Raw genomic sequence first — 15,592 nt, 5'->3', positions numbered from 1 at the left:
AGTCCATGAACCTGCTCGCCACCGCCGTGTTCCTGTTCGCCCTGGCGCTGCTGCTGTTCGCCATCGACCTGCTGTTGCGCGGCCGCCGCGCGGAACAGGCCGAACGCGCCCTGCAGCAGGCGCTGCAAGGCCAGCGCGAGCAGGCGCAGGCAGATAGCGCGTCGCGCACTCCTGTCCAGCGCCTGCTCGACAAGGTGACCTTGCTCGGCCAGCGCCTGGAGGGCAGCCGACTGCATGCGTGGTTGCTGGCGCCGGAAGACCGCCTGTTGCTGGAACAGGTCGGCTGGAACACCCGCAACGGCATGGCGGCCTTCCTTGGGCTGCGCCTGCTGCTCGCCTTCCTGTTCCTGCTGTTGGCGCTGCTTTTCCTGCAACCCTCCGGCATCCGTGCATTCATCGTGGCGTTGGCCGCCCTCGCAGCCGGCGTACTGTTGCCCAAGCTGGTGCTACGGAGCTGGGCTGCACGCCTGCGCAAGCGCGCCAGCGACGAACTGCCGCTGTTGATCGACCTGTTGCGGCTACTGCAGGGCGTGGGCTTCAGCGTCGACCAGAGCCTGCAGATGCTCGGCGACAAGCTGCGCGGCGCGCTGCCATTGCTCGGCAGAGAATTGAACGAGGCCAATACCGCCTACACGCGTGGCCGCAGCCGGGCGCAATCGTTGCGCCGCATCGGCGAATCGTTCGGCAACGAGGACCTGCACAGCCTGGTGCAGATGCTGGTGCAAGTGCACCAGCATGGCGGCGCCATGCAGGAACCCTTGCGCCAGTTCGGCATGCGCCTGCGCGAGCAGCGCCGCATGCAACTCAAGGAGAAGGTAGGCAAGCTGTCGGTGAAGATGACCATGGTCATGATGTTGACCCTGCTGCCGGCCCTGATGCTCGTGCTGGGCGGCCCTGCCCTGCTTGTCCTGGCCAACGTCATCGGCAAGGTGGGAACATGAAGAAAATACTCCTGCCTGCCACGGCTTGCCTGCTGGCTGCCTGCGCGCACGGCGGCTACATGCGCCCGCCCGTGGCTGCCGAGACCTTGTCCGAGCCATCGCCGCAGGACGATCGCGGCATGTATCTCGAGCTGATCCGGCGGATGCAGCGCGAGGGTGCCTACTACGCATCGCTTGCGCACATCGACGCCTACCGCAAGCGTTTCCCCGACACGCCGGTCCTGCGCTCGCTGCAAGCCGAGGCACTGCGCCGCACCGGCCGCGGCGACGAAGCCGCCGAGATCTACCGAGGCCTGCTCAAGGGTCCGGAAGCCGCCGCCGCCTGGCATGGGCTGGGCCTGATCGCGGCGACCCAGGAGCGCAGCGGCGATGCCGAGTTCGCCTTGGCGAAGGCAGTGGAACTGGATCCGCTCAACGTCGACTACCTGGGCGACCTGGGATTCAACCGCCTGCGCAACGGCCAGGCCGAGGAGGCCCGAGCACCATTGGCGCAAGCCGCGGAACTGGCCCCGGGCGATCCGCGCGCCGCAGCCAACCTGGCGCTGTGGATGTTGCTGCACGGGCAGGCATCCCAGGCCGAGGCGATCATGCGCCAGGCCACCTTGCCGGATGCCACCCGCAACGAGGTCTATCGCCTGGCCGGCAACCTCCGCAACGCCCGGCCACGGCCGGCCCCCGGCGCGGCGCCCGGTGTCGCCAGTACCCCGCCCTCTTCCGTACCCGCCACGGCCGCGCCGCCACGCCCGGGCATCGTCGCACCGCCTTCGATGCTCGAACGCTTCGGCAGTCCCAATTCCCCCTCTTCGGAGACCACCCCGTGACCGCACCGAACTCCTGGCGCCTGCCGATCGCCGTCATCCTGGCCCTGTTCGCCTGCGGTGCCGGGGCCCAGCAGCAACAGCGCCGGCTGACCGATACCCTGCCCGAAACGCCCGCGACGGCGGCAGCCACCACGACCACGGAGCCGCTGCGGGCGCCCGATGCCGGCCCTGCCACGCCACTGCCGCCGCAAACCTCGCCGTTCGCCGATGCCGCGCCTCCGGCTCCGGTGGCCGCCTCCACGCATCCGGCGCGACACGAGATCGGCGATGCCACCCGCGCCCTGCTGCGGTTGCAGGCCGAAGGCACCTACGCCGGCCGCTCGCTCCCGATCCTCGGCGACCAGGCCAGCCGCAGCTACAAGCGCTACCTGGACAGCTTCGACTACCCGATCCCCGAGCGCTTCGAACAGACCGTCCGCGACAACAACCAAACCCAGTAAGCCGCCATGTCCACCTCGATCCGGCCATCGTCGTCCACATCGCCAAGCGGTCCGCGCGCGATCGAGGGGCAGCGAGGCGCCGCCGCGGTCACCATCCTGCTGCTGATGCTGTCGCTGGTCGCGATGCTGGGGCTGGTGGAGGTCGGTTATCTCTATTGGACCAAGCGCGACCTGCAGAAGGTCGCCGATCTTGCAGCGCTGGCGGGCGCTGGCCGGCTGGACCAGTGCAACGCGTCCAATAGCGACAACGCGGCCGCACGCGGAAACGCGGTGAACGACAACAGTTTCGCCGGCACACTGGCTATCCAGTGCGGTTACTGGAATCCGAGCAATCCTGGCGACGACCACTTCGTCAGCGCTACGTCCGCCACCCCGGTGAACGCGGTCAAGGTCGTTGCGCAGCGCAGCCCCGTCCCGTTCTTCCACCAGATCGAGTCGCTGCCAACGATCTCGGCTAGCGCCGTGGCTTGGCGATCGTCTCCGCAAGTGGCTTTCACCGTCGGATCGCAACTCCTGAATGTGAACGGCCAGGCGCCCTTGCAGCAAGTCCTCAAGCTGGTCGGCGTCGATATCGACAACACCACGGTCCTTGGCTACCAGGGATTGGCCAATCTTCAGATCACGCCACGCGGACTACTCGAAGCACTGGGCATAGGCGTCGGCACCGACCTTACCGTCGGCGGTTATAACGCACTGCTTCGGGGCACCAGCATCAGCGTAGGGAAACTGCTCGAGATCATGGCGCAACTGGCGTCCCAGCAAGGCCTGCTCGGCGTTGACCTGAGCCTGCTGCAGCAGAAGCTGGCGTCCGCCGAGCTGGACAAGGTGGAGATCAAGCTCGGCTCCAGTGAATCCACGCCAGGCCTGTTCGCCAGCATCATCGGGCCGATCACCGACCCGGCCGCCGGCCTGGACATACAGCTCAACGCCCTGGACCTGATCGGCGGCGCAGTGAGCATCGCCGGCTCGGGACACGCCGTCGCCATCGGCGACCTGCAGGTGCTCGGTTCCGGCGTCACCGTGAAATCCAGCATCGTCGAACCGCCCTCCATCGGCGTAGGCCCTGTCGGCACAACCGCCTACAACGCACAAGTGCGGCTGTTCGTCGACATCGACACCAACAACCTGACTGCCCTGCTTTCGTCGGTGTTCAAGCTGTTGGGCACTCGACTGAAGCTCCCTATCTACATCGACGTGATCGACGGTTACGCCACGGCCTCGGCGATCGACTGCACCAGCACACCGAAGAACGCCACCTTCGACGTGGTTTCCGCCATAGCCAACGTCTGCGTTGGCAAGGCTACGGTGGACTGGACATCCACCCGCGACATGTGCGCCACCGGCTTGCAGAACGAACAACTGCTCACGCTGTTCTCCCGCCCTCTTCTCAACAGCCAGATCAAGCTCCCCGCGCTTGCCGATCGCCAGAGCCTGACCGTCGACGAAGGCGAAACGGGGTCGACCGAGCCCAACAGATTACTGATCGGCGATACGGTCGCGAATCTTGTCAACGCGCTCCTGAACCTGCTGGGCGACTTGTTGAGCCCGAGTTCGAGCGATAGCAGCACCGCGTCGACGATCGCGACGCAGTACCTCGAAGCGACCAAGGATCCGAGCGGCCGTTACAACGCAGCGAACGTCATTCCCGCGCTGAGGAACGGGATCAACGATCTGGGAGCGCTGGGCACGTGGGAGACGGATATTCCCACCTGCAACCTGCTTATTTGCTGGAAAGCAAAGGGAGACGTCTGGCAGGGATTCCTGAATTCCACCCAGATCGGCGGCAGCTTGCTGGGGTCGGTACTCGACCTGCTCGGCCTGACCGCTTGTGACGGCTTGCTGACCCAACTGCTGGCCTACAACAACTGCGTCCGGAACAATCTGGCCAATTACCTGCAAACCAAACCCGATGGACTCGACAACCTGGGCAGCTACAACCCGTCCAGCGGCGCCGGTAGCTGCGGCGGCGTGGTCTGCCTGCTGCTGCGGCCGGTGGTGGACAGTGTCCTGCGCCCCCTGTTGAATGCCCTCGGTGGATTGCTCAGCAATGTGCTCGCCAGCGTCCTCGGCCTGGAACTGGGCCGTACCGACGTCCACGTCCAATCCATCCAATGCCATTCCGCTCAACTTGTTCACTGACAGGCTTCCTGCCACCCTCGGCCGGCATTCAGCCCATGCTAGACTCGCCCGGCGACGTGCAGTCGCACACGGGGACCCGTCCAGGCTCGACATGCAGGAATCAAAGGGGATGACGCATCGTACTTATATCGCGGCCGGCTGGCTTGCCCTCACCTTGCTGGTCACCACCGCTTGCACGCCCATTGCCTCCGCCGCCCGTGGGCAACAGCGCAGCGTAGCGCCGCCACCGGCCACGACGGCTCCGGCCCCGCCCCCGGAGAGCACCGTCGGCAATACCGCGGCCGAACTGCGCCGGCTGATGGACGCCCAGCAACTGACCGAGTTGCGCACCACTTATAACGGCAACTACGGCGCCAGCCTGCTGTTCCACGCCGATTCGCTGCACTACTACGTGGCGCTGTTCCACGACAAGGAGTTCTGGCGCGTCATCCGCACCGATTCGGTCGAGAACGCCGAGCAGCTCTATCGCACCTTCGCCGACCAGACCCAGCAGCTGGCCCAGGTCTACATCGACACGATCCGCCTGGAAGCCGGCAAGCGCTATACCGAGCGCATGGTCTCGCTCAACGAGCGGCGCCTGCAGGGCATGCAGCAGGAAATCGAACAGCAGCGCCAGCAGGCGATGCAGGTCAGCGCGTCGATCGAGGCCAACAAGCAGCAGGCGGTATCGCTGAGCAGCGAGCTGCGTGCCAGCAATTCGCAGTTGGAGGCGATCAACCAGCGCATCCAGGCGCTGCAGGCGCAGCAGGTCAAGCCCGACCTGGAGTTGCCGCCGGTCAACACGCCGCCGGCACCGAGCCCGACGCCGGCAGCGGCGGACACGCCATAGGATCCAGGGGCCGCTTCGCAGGGCGGAGCGGCCCTACCCTGCGCCCGCCGCGCCCCGTGCACGCATGCCCTGCCACCTCCAGGGGAAGGTGGCGCCGGGCGCGCTGGAATCCATGTTTTGGCATCCATCGCGCCTCCGCGCACTGCCCCGCGGGCCGGCAACGGCGAGGGGTAAGCGGGCCATGGCTTGAGTCGGGGGGCTTTCGCCACCATAAAGCGGATTTCGCCGCTACCGAAACGAGCCCCATGTCCGACACGCCCTACGTATTCGACGCCACGACCGAGACCTTCGAGACCGAGGTCCTGCAAAAATCGCTGCAGGTGCCGGTGCTGGTGGACTTCTGGGCCACCTGGTGCGGCCCGTGCAAGACGCTGGGGCCGATCCTGGAGAAGCTGGCGGCCGAGTATCGCGGCGCTTTCGAACTGGCCAAGGTCGACGTGGACAAGGAGCAGCAGATCGCCGCGGCCTTCCAGATCCGTTCGGTGCCGACCGTGTTCCTGGTCAAGGGCGGCCAGTTGGTCGATGGCTTCCCCGGCGCGCTGCCGGAAGGCCAGCTGCGCGAATTCCTCGCCCAGCACGGGATCGTCCCGGCCGAAGCTGGCGACGAAGCGGCGGTGCCGGAAGCTCCGCTCGATCCGCATGCCGAAGTCGCGCGGCTGCGCGAGGCGATCGCCGCCGCCCCCGACAAGGAGGAGCTCAAGCTCGACCTGGCGCTCGCGTTGCTGAAGACCGGCGACACCGCCGAGGCCGGCCAGCTGATCGATGCGTTGCCTGCCAATCTCGCCACCGATGACCGGGCCCTGCGCGCCAAGGCGCGCCTGGGCTTTGCCGGGGTCCTGAAGGACGCTCCGCCCGCCGATGCGCTGCAGGCCGCCATTTCGGCGAACGGCGCCGACCTGCGCGCGCGCCACCTGCTCGGCGTGCGCCTGTTGCTGGACGGCCAGGACGAAGCGGCCCTGGAACAGTTCCTGGAAATGCTGCGCCAGGACCGCGGTTTCGACGACGGGCTGCCTCGCAAGGCGCTGATCGACGCATTCCGGGTGATCGAAGACGAGGACCTGGTGGGCCGTTACCGGCGGAAGATGTCCTCGCTGCTGTTCTGAGCCGGCGTCGTCCAGCCCTCCCCGGCGGGGAGGGTCCCGGGGGCGGGATATGCGGGGATACCGGGATATGCCGCATAATTGGGCGCACTGCGTCACATTATTGAACGCGGAATCGACCGCGGTTGCTCCACCCCACGGCTAAAGGACGGCACGAAGCCGACGCGCTTCCCACCGGCCTGCGGTCCTGCGTCTTCGAGGAAACTGTGCCGCCTTTGTCTTTGCTCTCCCGCCGCCAGTCGCGTTTCCCGTGGAGCCAAGCGGTCCGCTGCCTTTTGCTCTGTCTTCTTGCGATGTCGATGCCGGTCCAGGCCGCGGACTGGAACTACCGCGTGCGCCCGGGAGACACGCTGTGGGACCTCAGCGCGCGCTACCTCAAGCCGGACGTCCCCTGGCAGCGCCTGGGCAGCTTCAATGCGGTCGCCGACCCGTACGCGCTGCCGCCCGGCCGTACCCTGCGCTTCCCGATCCCATGGCTGCGGGTGCAACCGGCGCCGGCGCGGCTGATCGCGGTACGCGGCGGCGTCCAGGTGCTGACCGGGCACGTCGTGCTGCCGGCCACGACCGGCATGCCGTTGCAGATCGGGGCGCAGTTGCAAACCGGCCCCGATGCCAGCGCCACCGTCGAGTTCGCCGACGGTTCGCAGATGCAGCTGCGCGAGAGCACTCGCGTGCGGTTCGACCGGATGAGCCGGTACGGCGCCACGGGCATGGTCGACACCGAGGTGCGCCTGGAGACCGGGCGGCTCCTCAACGAGGTCGCCCCGGCCCGCGGCCCCGCCTCGCGATACATCATCGATACGCCCAATGGCAGCAGCAGCGTGCGCGGTACCCGTTTCCGCGTCGCCGCGGGTGCGGACGACGGGCGTGGCGCGACCGAGGTGCTGCATGGCGTGGTGCAGGTCGAGAGCGGCAAGGCCCAGCGCCTGCTGCGCCCCGGGCAGGCCGCGCGGCAGGGGGCTGCGAGCGCGCCGCAGCAGGAACCGCTGCTGCCGGCCCCGGTCTTCGACGCCGCCGCGAGCCGGCTGGACACGCCGCCGTTCCGGCTGGCCTGGGCACCGGTGCCGGGCGCCAGCGGATACCGCATCGAGGCGGTCGAAGCCGAGCGCCCGCAGGTGTTGCGCTATGCCCGCGAGACCACGCAGCCTTCGTTGCAGCTCGACGGGCTGGAACCGGGCCAATACCGGTTGCTGGTCCGCGCCATCACCGATTACGGCATCGAGGGCGAGGACGCCGTCCACGCGCTCGACGTGGCGGCCACCCCGACGCCGCCCCTGACCATCGCCCCGCTCGCCGACGCGCAAGTCCACCAGCCGCAACCGCGCTTCGAATGGACCCGCCATCCGGACGCCGCCGCGACGCGGCTGCAGGTCGCGCACGATGAAGCCTTCGCCGACCTGGTGTTCGAACAGGACGTCAAGGGCGTGCGCGCGCGCGCGCCGCAACCGTTGCCGCCCGGCAACTATTACTGGCGCGTGGCCTCGCGCGCCGCGGAAGGCCACCTGGGGCCGTTCGGCCAGCCCTTGGCCTTGCAGGTCAGCGACGCCCCGGTCGACCCGGGGCTGGCGCCTGAGAACGAAAAGGGACGCCTGACCTTGCGCTGGCAGGCCGGCGCCCCGGGCCAGCGCTATCGCGTGCAGCTCGCCCGCAAGCCGGATTTCGCGCGGCCAAAGCTGGACGAAGTGGTCGACCAGCCGCAGGTCAGCCTGAAGCGGCCATGGGGTGGCACCTGGTACGTGCGCGTGCAGACCCTCGACGACGATGGCTACGCCGCACCGTTCTCCGAGCCGCAGCAGATCGCGCTGCGCTGCTACACCTGCTACGGCATCGCCGGCGGCAGCTTGCTGTTGCTCTTGGCGTTGTAGCGATGTCGCGCTTGCGCTGGACGCTGGTCGCCGCCGCCACGCTGGTCGCCGGCGCGCTGTCCTGGTCCGGGTTGTCGTGGCGGCAGGACAGGCAGATCCAGGACATGGCGGTGCGCAACTGGCCGGTGCCGCCCGATCCGAGACTGGCGATCATCGCGATCGACGACCGCAGCCTGCAGGCGCTGGGAAGCTGGCCTTGGCCGCGCGCGGTGCACGCGCGCCTGGTGGACCAGCTGAGCGCGGCCGGCGCCAATGCGGTGGCACTGGATCTCGTGTTCAGCGAGCCCGACAGCCGCGCCCCGGACGACGACCGCACGCTGGGCGCGGCGATCGCCCGCAACGGGCGCATCTGTCTGCCGGTGATCCCTAGCATGGACGCGGCCCTCCCGCCGCAGGAACTGCTGCCCACGCCCACCGTTGCGGCCGGCACCCATTGTTTCGGGCATACCGACCTGGAGCGCGACGCCGACGGCGTGACCCGGGGCGTGTACCTGCGCGCGGGGCTCGGCGATGCCCACTGGCCCGCGCTCGGCGCCGCCCTGGCCGGAGTCGAGCCGCCGCCTCCCGGGCTGCGCTCGAACATCCCGGGCGATGGCACCGCCTATCGCTGGCACCGCGACGCCTATGCAGGCATCCGCTATGCCGGCCCTCCCGGCACCTTTCCCACGTTTTCCTACATCGACGTGATCGAAGGCCGGGTGCCTTCGAACCTGTTGCGCGGCCGCAACGTCATCGTCGGCGTGACCGCCAGCGGCCTCGGCCCGCGGTTCCTGACCCCCATGTCGCAGCAGACCTGGATGAGCGGGGCGGAAGTCCAGGCCAATGTCGCCTCGATGCTGCTGCAGTCCAAGGCAGTCACTCCACTGCCTCCCACGCTGCGGATGCTGCTGGCGGCGTTCCTGGCCGCCGCGGGCGCCTGGGTCGCCACCCTGCCTGCGCAACGCCGGCGCGGCTGGGTGGCTGCCCCGGTCGTCGCCCTCGGCGGCATCGCCCTGGCCGGCCTGCTCCTGCTGCTGGGCGCCGAACGCGGGACCGCGATCGCACCGGCCATGATCACCACGGCCGCGGTCTTCGCGGCATGGCTCGGCATCCACCTGCACCACTGGCGGACCCTGGCCGAACGCGACCCGCTGACCGGGCTCGCCAACCGCCGCGGCTTCGAAACCGCGTTCGCCCGCGAATTCGAGGCCGCCCGTCGAAGCGGGAAACCGCTGGCCCTGATCCTCATCGACGTCGATCACTTCAAGCAGGTCAACGACCGGCTCGGCCACCCGACCGGCGACCTGGTATTGCGCGGCATCGCCGGGGCCGCGCGCGCGCATGCCCGGCGCGCGCGCGACCTGGCCGCACGCCTGGGCGGCGACGAGTTCGCCCTGCTGTTGCCGGAGACGCCGCGGGAAAAGGCCTGCCAGTGCGCCGAGCACCTGCTCGCCCATGTCCATGAACTGCACGCCGCCGATCCGCGGCATCCGCCCGCCATCACCGTGACGCTCGGAGTGCACAGCGCGGTCCCCGGGAACCCCGACCAGAGCACCCAGGGCTTCTTCGCCCAGGCCGACGCGGCCTTGTACCGGGCCAAGGAAGGGGGGCGCGACGGCTACGCCGCCAGCGCGCGCCCCTGACCACCATACCCATGCGAATGGTAAGCTCCGTCTTTTGCGATCCATGGAGCTGCGCATGAAGGCAGGGTTGCTCAGATTCGGTCTCAACCTGTGGCCGCCGTTCCTGTTCACCGGCATCCACGTGACCACCCTGGCCGAGGACTATCGCCATGCCCGGGTCGAGCTGCGCATGCGCCCGTGGAACCGCAACTACGTGCGTACCCACTTCGGCGGCAGCCTGTTCGCGATGACCGACCCGTTCTGGATGCTGCTGGTGATGCACAACGTCGGCCGCGACTACTACGTCTGGGACAAGGCCGGGACCATCGAGTTCGTCAAGCCCGGGCGCGGCACGGTCCTGGCCGAGTTCCGGCTGGACGATGCGTTGCTGGAAGAGATCCGCGCCGCCACCGCCGGCGGCGAGAAGTACCTGCGCTGGTTCGAGAACGAGGTGACCGACGCCCAGGGCGACGTGGTCGCGCGCGTGCGCAAGCAGTTGTACGTCAAACGCAAACCTGCGCGAACCTAGAGCGCCAGGCTCCTGCTTCTTGTGGGAGCGGCTTCAGCCGCGATGGGGCTTTACCGGTAAAGCCCCATCGCGGCTGAAGCCGCTCCCACAAAAGCCGCACCCACAGGAACCACTCCTGCAATCCATCCCGCGCGATCCATCCCGCGCGTGCCAGCCGGTCCGGAAGCCGGACTTCGCTGTACCGCAGCCCGCGGCTCGCTCACAATCGGCCGATCCCGTCCTGGATACGCCGATGCCCGCCACCCGCCTTGCCCTGGCCTGCGCCGCCCTGCTCGCCTGTACCTGCGCCGATGCCGCCACGCCCTATCGCAGCGCCCAGCAGATCCTCGACGCCTCGCCCGCTTCGGCCTGGCGCACGCTGGATCCGGCGCGCACGCTGTACATGGAACTGGACGCCGGGCGGGTGATCATCGAGCTGGCGCCGGAGTTCGCGCCGGAGCATGTCGCCAACATCCGCACGCTGGCGCACGAGCGCTTCTGGGATGGGCTGAGCATCTATCGCGCGCAGGACAACTTCGTCGTGCAGTTCGGCGATCCGGACGGGGAAGAACCCGGCAAGGCCAAGTCGCTGGGCAGCGCCAGGACCCACCTGCCCGCCGAGTTCCATCGTCCCGCCGCCGGGCTGGCCTTCGACCGCCTGCCCGACAGCGACGGCTGGGCGCCGGAGGTGGGCTTCGTCGCCGGCTTTCCCGCCGCGCGCGACCCGAAGAAGGGCACCGCCTGGCTGGCGCACTGCTACGGCATGCTGGGCGCCGGCCGCAACAACGCCGACGACAGCAGCATCGGCGCCGAACTTTACGTGGTGATCGGCCAGTCGCCGCGCCAGCTCGACGACAACATCACCGTGGTCGGGCGCGTGGTCCAGGGCATGGAACTGCTCAGCACGATCCGGCGCGGCCCGCCGCCGATGGGCTTCTACGAGGATCCCGCGCAGCGCACGCCGATCCGCGCGATCCGCTTGGCCAGCGAGGTGCCCGAAACCGAGCGCACGCCCCTGCAGGTGCTGCGCACCGACAGCCAGACCTTCCGCGACGCGACCGAGGCGCGCCGCAACCGCGTCGACGACTTCTACAAGCGTCCGGCCGGGCACATCGACCTGTGCAACGTCCCGGTCCCGGTGCGTGCGCCAACGAAAGGTTGATCGCGCAGAGATACCGATCGACCGGGAACCCGGCTTTTCCCTTCTCCCGCTTGCGGGGGAAGGTGCCGGGGGTGGATGGGGGAATGTGCACCGGCCAAAGCGGCCCTCATGCGGCGCTTTGCGCCACCTTCTCCCGCGAGCGGGAGAAGGAAATGCGCCTGCAGCCCCGAGGGCAAGCGGCCCGTTGGAGAAACGAGCCGGAGAAACACCGGCTTTTCCCTTCTCCCGTTTGCGGGGGAAGGTGCCCGCAGGGCGGATGGGGGAATGTGCACCGGCCAAAGTGGCCCTCATCCGGCGCTTTGCGCCACCTTCTCCCGCGAGCGGGAGAAGGAAATGCGCCTGCAGCCCCGAGGGCAAGCGGCCCGTTGGAGAAACGAGCCGGAGAAACACCGGCTTTTCCCTTCTCCCGCCTGCGGGGGAAGGTGCCCGCAGGGCGGATGGGGGAATGTGCACCGGCCAAAGCGGCCTCATCCGGCGCTTTGCGCCACCTCCTCCCGCGAGCGGGAGAAGGAAGTGCGCTTGCAGCCGGGTGGCAAAGCGGCCAGCTCGAGAAACGAGCCGGAGAAACACCGGCTTTCCCTTCTCCCGCTTGCGGCGGAAGGTGCCCGCAGGGCGGATGGGGGAATGTGCACCGGCCAAAGGCCCTCATCCGGCGCTTTGCGCCACCTCCTCCCGCGAGCGGGAGAAGGAAGTGCGCTTGCAGCCGGGTGGCAAAGCGGCCAGATCGAGAAACGAGCCGGAGAAACACCGGCTTTCCCTTCTCCCGCTTGCGGGGGAAGGTGCCCGCAGGGCGGATGGGGGAATGTGCACCGGCCAAAGGCCCTCATCCGGCGCTTTGCGCCACCTTCTCTCGCGAGCGGGAGAAATGCGCTTGCAGCCCCGAGGACAAGCGGCCCGTTGGAGAAACGAGCTGGAGAAACAAGCGCGGATCTTAATCCCTCGCGCGGCGGCGACCCGGCTCGGTCGCATGCAGGAAGCGGGTGAACGAGTCGCGGGGGCGGTCGATGCCGCATTCGGCCAGCACCATGCCGACATTGCCGCGGTGGTAGGTCCCATGCGCCAGGACATGGAACAGGATCTCCTCGCGCGTCATGGTGCCGCTGTCGCCGTCGGTGAAGATGAAGGCGATGGATTCGTGCAGCGACTGCCTGTCGAGCCTGCCGACGTAATCCCGGTACCAGGCGTCGGACTCGGCGACCTGCTCGCGCAGTCGTTCGACCGTGGGCGTCTCCGGGGTGTTCGTGTCCTGGAAGCCATGCCGTGCACCGCTCAGGTGCGCGGCGAAGATACGGTCCACCACATGGGTATGGTTGACCAGGCGGATGGCGAGCTTGCGTTGCTCCGGATATCTCGAGGCATCGATCCGCGCGAGCGCGTCGAGTATCTCCGCGTTGGCCCACGCCTTGTATGCGAACTGCCTTTCCATGCGACTGCCCGGCCTCTCGTCCGGCTCAACGCGCGCGCTGGCTGACCGCCACGCTGCCCAGGATCAGCACGCCGGCCAGCAGCATCGTCCAGGTCAGCGGCTCGTCGAGGATCAACCAGGCCAACAGCGCGCCGAACACCGGGATCAGGTAGGTCACGGTCGAAGCGCGGGCCGGGCCGATGCGATGGATCAGGCGGTAGTACAGCAGGTACGCCAGGCCGGTGCAGACCACGCCGAGCGCCACCGCGCACGCCCAGGCGCGCGCCGGGACCGCCGCTTCCGGCCAGTGCGACCAGGCCAGCGGCGACAGCAACAGCGCGCTCGCGCTCAGCGTGGCCGCGGCCGACGCGGCCGGCGGCAGGTCCGCCATGTGCCGCTTCACCAGGTTGTAGCCGATCCCGTACAGCAGCGACGCTGTCGCACCGGCCAGCGCGGCCGGGCCGACGCTCAGGCCGCCCGCCTTGCCGGTGGCCAGCACGACCACCCCGGCGAAGCCGACCAGCAAGGCGCCGGCGCGGCGCGCGCCGATCTTCTCGCCGAAGAACAGGAACGCCACCAGGGCGGTGAACAGCACCGTCATCGCATTGCAGATCGCCCCGATCGCCGCCGGCGCGCGCTCGGCTCCCCAGGCGAACAGCAGGAACGGCAGCACCGAGTTGAGCACGCCGATCCCGGCCAGCACCGGCCAGCGCCGCAGCGGGAAGCGCTGGCGCGCCAGCCACAGGAACGGCAGCAGCACCAGCGCGCCCAGCGTCAACCGCAGCTCGACCAGCGCGAACGGCCCGAACGCCGGCGCCGCCACACGCATGAACAGGAACGAACAGCCCCAGACCACGCCGAGGAACAGCAGCTCGACCGGCGTCCGCCAATCGCGGCTCGCCGCCAGCGGCGCCGCCACCGCCTCGCCCTGCGCGCCGCTCATGGCGACACCGCCTTGGCAGGCACTGCGGAAGGACAAGGCACGACGGCGGACGACACGGCACGCATGGCAGGAACCCGGTGGGAGAGGATGCGAGCATCCGCCTCGGACCCGCCGGCCACAAGCGAGTAGTATCGCGGCGAGCCACAAATCTCACTCACGTCTCGATGAAGCTCCGCCCGACCCTGCTGCCTGCGCTCGGCGTGTTCGCCGCGGCGGCCCGCCACCAGAACTTCGCGCATGCCGCCGAAGAACTGCACCTCACCGCCAGCGCGGTCAGCCATCACGTGCGTAAGCTGGAAACGCTGCTCGGCACGACGCTGTTCCAACGCCACGCGCGCGGCGTCAAGCTCACTCCCGAGGGCCGGCAACTGGCCGACGCCGCCAGCGCCGCGCTCAACGACATCGCCGCGGTGGCCGGCAACCTGCATCCGCGCCCGGACGCCGCGCCGCTGCGCATCACCACGCTGCGCTCGCTGTCGTACTGCTGGCTGCTGCCGCGGCTGCCGCGCTTCTGCCAGGCGCACCCGCATATCCGCCTCGAGGTGCAGACCGACAGCGCATTCTCGCGCTTCGAGGAAGGCGGCCCGGACCTGGGCATCCGCTATGGCGAAGGCGCCTGGCCGGGACTCACCGCCCATCACCTGATGGACGAGGAACTGTTCCCGGTGGCCTCGCCCGCCCTGCCCCAGGTCGCCGGGCTGCGCGGCGCGCGCGACGTGGCGGCGCTGACGCTGCTCACCGACCTGTCGCCGCAGGGCTGGCGCGACTGGTTCCGCGCCGCGGGCGTGCACGGCCTGGAGCTGCCGCCGATGCACAGCTTCAACGACAGCACCGACGTGATGCGCGCGGCCGTGTACGGCATCGGCGCGGCGCTGGCGCGCAAGCACATCGCCCAGCCGTACCTGCAGCGCCATGAGCTGGTACGCCTGCCGGGACCGGTCCTGCGCGCCCGGCCCTCGTATTACATCGTCTACCCCACGCACCGCGCACCGAGCCCGGCCGCGGCGCTGTTCATCGACTGGCTCAAGCGCGAGGCCGGCGACGAACGCACGCCGATGCCGGCCTTGCCGGCCGACCTGGCGGGATTGCCGGCCACCGGCAGCGGACGGACGCGCGAACGCAGGCGCCCGGCCCGCGCGGGCCCAGGCGCGTGACATCGACACGCCGGAATGCCCCGCATCCGCGCGCCATCACCCCGCGTTGCCCGCGGCCTGCCTAGGCTGGTCGTCCCTCACCACGGAGTGACGACCATGCCGACACTACGCCTTCGGATCACCGGCAGCGAAGACGACGCCCGCGCCATCGGCAACCTGTTGCTGAGCCTGGACGGCATCGAGCACGTCGAGGAAGTGGACGATCTGATGTCCCACCTGGACGACGACGACTCCAGTTCGGCCGGACTGCCCGACGACGAAGGCCCCGGCACCCACGAGATCGAAGTGGAAGCCGGCAACGACGCCACTGCGCAGAAAGTGCGCGATGCGGTTGAAGAGCTGGCGCGAGAACTGGACGTGTTCGTGGAGTTCGAAGAGGACGAAGGCTGAGGCAATAGCAGTTGTTGCTGTTGCCCGTGATCTCGCATTGGATCGGGGTAGCCCCTCCTCGCGCGGCGTGCGCCAACCTTGTATGGACTGCGAGCGTCACTGCGGCGCGGCCCCTCCGAAGCGGCGGAGCCGGCGGAAAAACCCGAAGGGCGACGTGCATGGCTGCACGTCGTTTTTCGCCGCGGCAGGGCTCGCCGGAAAAGGCGAAGCACCGCTTCGTCCCCAGCGGGCGGGCATTCGCCGGGCGGCGCCGCTCCTGCGGCGCGCGTGCACAAGCGAAGAAAAGTGACTGAC

14 protein-coding genes are annotated in these 15,592 nt (G+C 69.0%); 12 read left to right on the top strand and 2 right to left on the bottom strand.

Annotated elements, in window-relative coordinates; genetic code table 11:
* Positions 1-5 precede the first annotated feature (5 nt).
* From M3M27_RS07210 to M3M27_RS07165, 10 genes are all read left to right on the top strand, one after another.
* Positions 6-941 (top strand): type II secretion system F family protein, encoded by a 936-nt coding sequence (locus tag M3M27_RS07210; protein WP_434027602.1) that lies wholly within the window; start codon positions 6-8, stop codon positions 939-941.
* Positions 938-1,762 carry a tetratricopeptide repeat protein gene (locus M3M27_RS07205; RefSeq protein ID WP_434027600.1) on the top strand — a complete coding sequence of 275 codons (825 nt, stop codon included), beginning with the start codon at positions 938-940 and terminating at the stop codon, positions 1,760-1,762. Before M3M27_RS07210 ends, M3M27_RS07205 begins: the two co-directional genes overlap by 4 nt.
* The gene (locus tag M3M27_RS07200) at positions 1,759-2,202 is read left to right on the top strand and encodes a DUF3613 domain-containing protein (protein ID WP_434027598.1); all 444 of its coding nucleotides are present in this window, start codon (positions 1,759-1,761) and stop codon (positions 2,200-2,202) included. The genes M3M27_RS07205 and M3M27_RS07200 overlap by 4 nt, the downstream gene beginning before the upstream one ends.
* A 6-nt stretch (positions 2,203-2,208) precedes the next feature.
* A complete protein-coding gene (locus M3M27_RS07195) occupies positions 2,209-4,341 on the top strand; it encodes a TadG family pilus assembly protein (RefSeq protein ID WP_434027597.1) in 2,133 nt (710 codons plus the stop codon).
* Positions 4,342-4,432: 91 nt separating this feature from the next.
* Positions 4,433-5,170 carry a DUF2968 domain-containing protein gene (locus tag M3M27_RS07190; RefSeq protein ID WP_434027596.1) on the top strand — a complete coding sequence of 246 codons (738 nt, stop codon included), beginning with the start codon at positions 4,433-4,435 and terminating at the stop codon, positions 5,168-5,170.
* Between the two features lie 245 nt (positions 5,171-5,415).
* The gene (gene trxA / locus M3M27_RS07185; RefSeq protein ID WP_140718923.1) at positions 5,416-6,273 is read left to right on the top strand and encodes a thioredoxin; all 858 of its coding nucleotides are present in this window, start codon (positions 5,416-5,418) and stop codon (positions 6,271-6,273) included.
* Positions 6,274-6,563: 290 nt separating this feature from the next.
* Positions 6,564-8,135 (top strand): FecR family protein, encoded by a 1,572-nt coding sequence (locus tag M3M27_RS07180; RefSeq protein ID WP_140718924.1) that lies wholly within the window; start codon positions 6,564-6,566, stop codon positions 8,133-8,135.
* 2 nt (positions 8,136-8,137) lie between these two features.
* Positions 8,138-9,757 (top strand): CHASE2 domain-containing protein, encoded by a 1,620-nt coding sequence (locus M3M27_RS07175; protein WP_434027595.1) that lies wholly within the window; start codon positions 8,138-8,140, stop codon positions 9,755-9,757.
* Between the two features lie 55 nt (positions 9,758-9,812).
* Positions 9,813-10,265, top strand: coding sequence for a DUF4442 domain-containing protein (locus tag M3M27_RS07170; RefSeq protein WP_434027594.1), 453 nt, complete (start codon positions 9,813-9,815; stop codon positions 10,263-10,265).
* Between the two features lie 232 nt (positions 10,266-10,497).
* The gene (locus tag M3M27_RS07165; protein ID WP_140718926.1) at positions 10,498-11,406 is read left to right on the top strand and encodes a peptidylprolyl isomerase; all 909 of its coding nucleotides are present in this window, start codon (positions 10,498-10,500) and stop codon (positions 11,404-11,406) included.
* A gap of 931 nt (positions 11,407-12,337) precedes the next feature.
* On the opposite strand, the gene M3M27_RS07160 is transcribed toward M3M27_RS07165, so the two are convergent.
* Together M3M27_RS07160 and M3M27_RS07155 are read right to left on the bottom strand one after the other, a co-directional pair.
* Entirely contained in the window at positions 12,338-12,832 is a 495-nt protein-coding gene (locus M3M27_RS07160) for a DinB family protein (protein WP_140718927.1), read from the bottom strand.
* A 25-nt stretch (positions 12,833-12,857) separates the two neighbouring features.
* The gene (locus tag M3M27_RS07155; protein WP_434027592.1) at positions 12,858-13,754 is read right to left on the bottom strand and encodes a DMT family transporter; all 897 of its coding nucleotides are present in this window, start codon (positions 13,752-13,754) and stop codon (positions 12,858-12,860) included.
* A gap of 164 nt (positions 13,755-13,918) precedes the next feature.
* Here M3M27_RS07155 and M3M27_RS07150 point away from each other — a divergent pair, with 164 nt between their 5' ends.
* Positions 13,919-14,908, top strand: a complete 990-nt coding sequence (locus M3M27_RS07150; RefSeq protein ID WP_434027591.1) for a LysR substrate-binding domain-containing protein — start codon at positions 13,919-13,921, stop codon at positions 14,906-14,908.
* A 96-nt stretch (positions 14,909-15,004) separates the two neighbouring features.
* Positions 15,005-15,298, top strand: coding sequence for a hypothetical protein (locus M3M27_RS07145; RefSeq protein ID WP_140718930.1), 294 nt, complete (start codon positions 15,005-15,007; stop codon positions 15,296-15,298).
* Positions 15,299-15,592 lie beyond the last annotated feature (294 nt).

The organism is Xanthomonas boreopolis (assembly GCF_046529185.1).
Taxonomy (GTDB): Bacteria; Pseudomonadota; Gammaproteobacteria; order Xanthomonadales; family Xanthomonadaceae; genus Pseudomonas_S; species Pseudomonas_S boreopolis.
The sequence above is the reverse complement of the archived record's forward strand: the minus strand, read 5'-3'. Positions and strand labels throughout refer to the sequence as shown.